Raw genomic sequence first — 4,661 nt, forward strand, 5'->3', positions numbered from 1 at the left:
CTCGACTACCGGTTCGTCGCAGTGGCCGTGTACTGTATCGGCATGGCGCTGTTCACGATGGTGATGGGTAACGGATTCGCCGCGTTCCCGGTGATGACGGGCGGCGTCGGCGTGCCGATTCTGGTCGGCGTGTTTCACGGCAATCCCGCGGTGATGGCCGCGATCGGCATGTTCTCCGGCTACTGCGGCACGCTGATGACGCCGATGGCCGCAAACTTCAACATGGTGCCCGCCGCGCTGCTGGAACTGCCGGATAAGAATGCGGTGATCAAGGTGCAGGTGCCCACCGCGCTGACCTTGCTGGTCGTGAACATATTGCTGTTGAATTTCCTGATGTTCCTGTAGGGCTGCGTGGGAGTGCCCAACGTAGCGCAGGCCATCTGCGCCGCGTCGAGGGCCGGCATAAGGCCGCGGCAAACGGACGCACCGAATTAGGATGCGTCCGATCGTCAGGAAAGGGGCCGAAACATAAGCTGGTGGATGGTCTCCCCATCCACATACGCTGGTGACGCGTGCAACGCGCGCCGCCAGCGCTTTCCAGCAGGCCCCTCATGGAACGCCCATCCCACCCTGACATCACACACGCCGACGCGCCGCCCTCCACCTATCTCGCCTCGCTGATCGACGCCGCGCTCGAAGCGCATCAGGCTGGCCAGCTCGATGTCGCCGAACCGTTCTATCGCGAAGCCCTCGCGCTCGATCCTGCTCATGCCAAGGCGCTGCACTACTTCGGCGTGCTGCAACATCAGCGCGGCGACCACGTCTTCGCCGCCGAGTTGATGAGCGAAGCGCTCAAACTCGATCGCACCGACGCCGCCTGCTGGAGCAACCGTGGCCTCGTCGCCGCCGCGCTCGGCCATCTCGACGAAGCGATGATCTGCTATGACCAGGCGTTGCAGTTACAGCCCGACTTCGCCGACGCACGCAATAACTTCGGCGTCGCGCTGCAAGCGCAAGGTTCGCTCGACGTAGCGATCGAGCAGTATCGGCTCGCGCTGAGGGTGAATCCGTCGTTGGTCGACGCGCATCTGAACCTCGGCACGGCGCTGAGCAAGCTCGGCCGCTACGACGAGGCACTCGCCTGCTATCAAAATGCGCTATCACTCGACCCACAGTCGGCGGAAACGCACTTCAACGCGGCCAATGCGTACAACGCGCAAGGCGATCACGTTGCGGCCATCGCCAGTTTCGAAAGGGCACTGGCGCTGCGCGGCGACTACGCCGAGGCGCACATCAACCTGGGTAGCCTGATCGGCAAGCTCGGCGACTACGCCGGCGCTGAAGTGCAATATCGGCGTGCGGTCGCGCTCAAGCCGAATCCTACGAATCTGGTTTGCCTCGGCGGATCGCTCGGCGCGCAAGGTCGTCTGGACGAAGAAGAAGGCTTCTATCGTCACGCGTTGGCGCTCGATCCCAACTATGCGGATGCACACCAGAATCTCGCGTGGTTGTTGCTCAAGCGCGGCGATTACAGGCAGGGTTGGGCAGAGTATGCAAAGCGCTGGCGCAAGAGCGACTACGAGGCGATCGTCGTGCCGGGAGTTGCCGAGTGGCATGGCGAGCCGCTCGACGGGCGTCGCGTGTTGGTGGTGGGCGAACAGGGTTTCGGCGACCACTTCCAGTTCCTGCGCTACGCGCGCGTGCTCGAGCAACTCGGCGCGACGGTCGACATCTGCGTGCGCGAGCCGCTGCTGCCGCTGGTCGAACGCATTCCAGGCGTGCATCGCGCGTTTAGCGGCACGCCCGACGGCCAGTATGATTTCTGGGTGCCGATGATGAGCGTGCCGTCATGCGTCGGCACCGAACTCTCGACCATTCCCGCGAAAGTGCCGTATATATTCGCTGACAAGGCCAAGATTAAAGCGTGGCGCAAACGGATGGACGCAGCCGGCAAATCGAAACGCAAAGTGGGGCTGGTGTGGTCCGGCAGCCCAACGTTCGGCAACGACCGCTATCGGTCGATGGCGCTGGCTGACCTTGGCGCGCTCAGCGAGCTGGAGAACGTGGCTTGGTATGCACTGCAGAAGGGTCCCGCTCACGCACAGCTGGAGGATGCGCCCGAAGCCTTCCGCGCCCACGATTTCACCGCCGATCTGACTAACTTCGACGACACCGCCGCGCTCATCATGAATCTCGATCTGGTGATTGCCGTGGACACCGGCGTCGCGCACCTGGCGGCCGCGCTGGGCAAGCCGGTGTGGGTGTTGCTGCCCGCCAACTCGGACTGGCGCTGGCTCGAAGAGCGCAGCGATTCGCCGTGGTATCCGGCGATGAAACTGTTCCGGCAGACGACGTTGGGGAATTGGGCGCCGGTGGTAAAGCGTGTGTCCGAAGAACTACGCGACGGTAGTCTGTAAAGGCTGCGCTGCGCAAATGCCAGGCGTTTCTGCACAGCGTCTTATCAATTCATTCAGGCGCCGCGCCTTAAGGGCGACGACGCTGCTGCGCCAGCATGTAAGCGCGCAACAATTTGTTGATGCGCGTCTGATAACCCTGCCCCTGCTCTTTGAACCAGCTCAAAACATCCGCATCCAGGCGCATCGTCACCGCCTGTTTCGGCGGAACATGCAGCTCGGCGCGGTCAAAAAAGTCGTCGCCCAATTCGGGCAAATCGCTCGTGTCGATTTGCGCGTCGCCCGCCTTTGCAAGTCGCTTCCAGTCGGTTCCTGATGGTTTGCTCATAATTTCACCCGTGCTCGTTTTCTGCCAATCGCCGATGTTTCCCGTCAATTCCAGACGCTGTGCTTGTAGCGTTTGACCTCGTGTTTCGTCGCCTTGCGGGCCGAAATGATACGGATCACATCCGCACTGCGTTCAACGTACACCACCACGCCTACGATGGCGGCCATCCAGCCTAGCGCGATCCAGCGGTCCTCGCCGTAATCTTCCCGCTGGTCTATCGCCGTCAGCACTGGATGATCGAACACGTCGATCGCATCTCTAAAGTCGATGCCATGCTTATGGATGTTGATTTGATTCTTGATTTCGTCCCACTCAAAACGCACACGCCACCTGTATTGACGTTTGTACATACATCATAGCACGCAAGGCGCCTATGCCCGCGCGAGCCGCGAGCAGTTTGCGACGCACGTCAGCATCGGACTGGCTGTCCAATTACCGGTTCCCGTTCTGGCCGGACGGCCTACTCCGGCTAAGACTATGGTCAGCCACTACGCACATCTCGCGTAAGGCTGGGACGACCTCACCACGCATCCACTACGAACCCGTGCTGCCGCAGAAGCTGCAGCACGCCCTTGCGGCCGCCCAGATGCAACGCGCCGATCGCCACGAATACCGGCTTGTTCGGCCCGGCGATCAGCAGCATCCGTGACACGAAACGTCGGTTGCGCTCGTACACGATCTTGTTGTCGATCGAATCGGAGATGCGCTTGTCGCGTGCCAGCTTTTCGGACTTCGCGGCCTGCCAGGCAGCAATCGCATCGGCATCCCCCACTCGCCACAGCCGATGCAACGTCTTCACATCGTCGACGTTTTCCGCGGGCGTCTGCACCAGGTCCTGCGCGAGCATTTCGCGCTGCTGCGCAAGCGTGAGGCTGGTGAACGCGCGCATCTGCTGATGCAGCGTCTCGAGGCCAACGATCTTGCCGCGCGTCCTGATATACACGTTCTGCAATTGCGCTTCCGTGCCGTACTCGGTCTGCAAGCCGGCACTCAACGAGTCGTAGGTTTCGACCACCAGCGACGCGAGCCACGGCCGCATCTTCTTGATTTCATCCAGCGCCGCGGGATTGCCGCGCAGGCGAAAGGCCAGCTTGCGCCACAAAGGCTCAGGCAGCAGGCCCGGCAAACAGTCCCGGCGGCATACGCCGTACTTCGACACGTCGTCTTGCGAGACCAGCAATTCGTCGGGTGAGAGTTCGAGCGCCAGCGTCGGCGAGGCCGCCAGTGCGCCAAGGATCGGCGCCCGGAACGGTTGTCTTGAGGGATAGTCGGCGGGGTCGCCGACGTGCAACGTGCCGAGCACGTAGATGGTTGTGGTGCCGCGCGTCGCGACATAGAACGGCATGCGCGCCGGCTGCGTTTGCACCGGACCGCTCGCCGTGGTGCCTGGCGCGGCGGGCGGCGGATTGAAGCCCGGCAAGGTGGCGCGAGGCGGCGCAGGCAGATTGGGCACCGGCATCGCCGGGCGCCCCGCCTGAGACGGTGCATTGGCGGCTGCGCCGGCCGCATGCGCGACGCCGATCAGCCCCGCGCTCAGGTGAAAAACGGAACAAACGCCGAAGAGCGCGGCACCGGTCAGTGCGCGCGCTCCCCAGCGCCGCGTCAAAGCAGCGTTGCGGCCGCCATCACGCGAGCGGCGCGTAAGACGACGCGCCGCCACTGCTTCAGGCATCCATGTCCCCCACCTCCTCAGCGCGGTGACATGACACCTGACGACCATCCACTTCGCGCAACTTCGGCTCTTCGCTGCGGCAACGGTCGATCACGTACGGGCAGCGCTGATGGAATGTGCAGCCCGACGGCGGATTCAGCGGCGAAGGCATTTCACCTTGCAGCTTGATCTTGATGGTGCGATCCGCCTCGAAGATCGAAGGCGTGGCCGACATCAACGCACGCGTATACGGATGCCGCGGATTCGAGAAAATCCGCTTCTTGTCGCCGAGTTCCGCCACGCCACCGAAGTACATCACCATCACATC

Annotated in this window: 6 protein-coding genes; 2 read left to right on the top strand and 4 right to left on the bottom strand. The window is 62.7% G+C overall.

Annotation, left to right across the window (positions count from 1 at the left end):
- Together VFE81_RS03610 and VFE81_RS03615 are read left to right on the top strand one after the other, a co-directional pair.
- Positions 1-345 (top strand): 5-oxoproline transporter, DUF979 family subunit (locus tag VFE81_RS03610; RefSeq protein WP_325043279.1); only part of this gene is annotated, 345 nt, incomplete at its 5' end.
- A 206-nt stretch (positions 346-551) separates the two neighbouring features.
- Complete coding sequence (locus tag VFE81_RS03615; protein WP_325043280.1) at positions 552-2,357, top strand: tetratricopeptide repeat protein; 1,806 nt, start codon at positions 552-554, stop codon at positions 2,355-2,357.
- A gap of 67 nt (positions 2,358-2,424) precedes the next feature.
- On the opposite strand, the gene VFE81_RS03620 is transcribed toward VFE81_RS03615, so the two are convergent.
- From VFE81_RS03620 to VFE81_RS03635, 4 genes are all read right to left on the bottom strand, one after another.
- On the bottom strand, positions 2,425-2,682 hold the full coding sequence (locus tag VFE81_RS03620) for a BrnA antitoxin family protein (protein WP_325043281.1): 258 nt from the start codon (positions 2,680-2,682) through the stop codon (positions 2,425-2,427).
- A 44-nt stretch (positions 2,683-2,726) separates the two neighbouring features.
- Positions 2,727-3,032, bottom strand: coding sequence for a BrnT family toxin (locus tag VFE81_RS03625; protein ID WP_325043282.1), 306 nt, complete (start codon positions 3,030-3,032; stop codon positions 2,727-2,729).
- 170 nt (positions 3,033-3,202) lie between these two features.
- Positions 3,203-4,354 carry a TraB/GumN family protein gene (locus tag VFE81_RS03630; RefSeq protein ID WP_325043283.1) on the bottom strand — a complete coding sequence of 384 codons (1,152 nt, stop codon included), beginning with the start codon at positions 4,352-4,354 and terminating at the stop codon, positions 3,203-3,205.
- A partial coding sequence (locus VFE81_RS03635; protein WP_325043284.1) for an oligopeptide/dipeptide ABC transporter ATP-binding protein occupies positions 4,347-4,661 on the bottom strand: 315 nt, incomplete at its 5' end. The genes VFE81_RS03630 and VFE81_RS03635, both read right to left, overlap by 8 nt.

Source organism: Paraburkholderia sp. (assembly GCF_035656215.1).
GTDB lineage: Bacteria > Pseudomonadota > Gammaproteobacteria > Burkholderiales > Burkholderiaceae > Paraburkholderia.